1 protein-coding gene is annotated in these 1,004 nt (G+C 51.7%); it reads right to left on the bottom strand.

Annotated elements, in window-relative coordinates; all coding sequences use genetic code 11:
* The coding region (aroB, locus tag ACR0P9_RS13190; RefSeq protein ID WP_432620876.1) for a 3-dehydroquinate synthase at window positions 1-919 on the bottom strand (919 nt) is incomplete at its 3' end.
* Window positions 920-1,004 lie beyond the last annotated feature (85 nt).

The raw sequence follows: 1,004 nt of genomic DNA, 5'->3' as shown, positions 1-1,004 counted from the left end.
TGGCAGTGTATACATCTTCGATGGGGTATGGCAGTTCTGTCGGCAAGTCGTGTGCCTGACAGATTTCCGTAATTTGCTGGGTGTAATCGGTCTCTCCCAACTTGGCTCCAAGCTTTGCTGCCTGCACCATGCCGATGGCAACGGCCTGACCATGCGTCAGCTCAGTAAAATGTCCAACCTTTTCTGCGCCATGGCCGATGGTATGACCAAAGTTCAAAATCATACGCAGACCGGTATCATGCTCGTCCTGCTGGACAACATCGCGCTTGATGCGGACGCACTCATAGACAATATGCTCCATATTGCTCTTGAAATCCGGCTGAGCAATCATGTCCAGAATGTCCGTATTGGAGATGCAGCCGTATTTGATTACCTCTGCCATGCCATCGTTGAAAATGCGCTCCGGCAGGGAAGAGAGGATGTCCGTGTCAATGATAACCAGCTCCGGCTGATAAAACGCACCGACAAGATTCTTGCCCTGCGGCAAATCGACACCGGTCTTGCCGCCGACAGAGGAATCTACCTGTGCCAGCAGCGTGGTCGGAATCTGGCATACATGAATGCCGCGCAGATAGGTGGCTGCTGTAAAGCCAGTAATATCACCGACAACACCGCCGCCCAAGGCGATGACCAGATCAGAACGAGTCAATTCTGCCTCGCTCAGGTCGGCGTAAATGCCGGCAACCGTGTCTAAGGTTTTATATTCTTCGCCAGCCGGAATCACCGTAGTGGTGACTCCGATTGGAAATTCTGCGCGCAGCTGTTCGAGATACAGCGGTGCGACGTTAGAATCCGTGACGATGTGAATACGAGTTGGTTGGAATTTTTCTGCAATGTGCTTGGCGGTCTGCGAGAAAATACCAGAACCGATATAAATGTCGGAATCGGTATTGGAGCCGTGAAGGGAAAGATGATACATAATATGTATGTCCTCCTGCTTAGACTTCGCGGCCGACAGCAGCAGCGACAGCACGCATCTTATCCATGGTACGTGCGAAGTGCTT

This window comes from Butyricicoccus sp. (assembly GCF_050872565.1).
GTDB lineage: Bacteria > Bacillota > Clostridia > Oscillospirales > Butyricicoccaceae > Butyricicoccus_A.
This window is presented reverse-complemented; position numbering and strand designations above follow the sequence as displayed.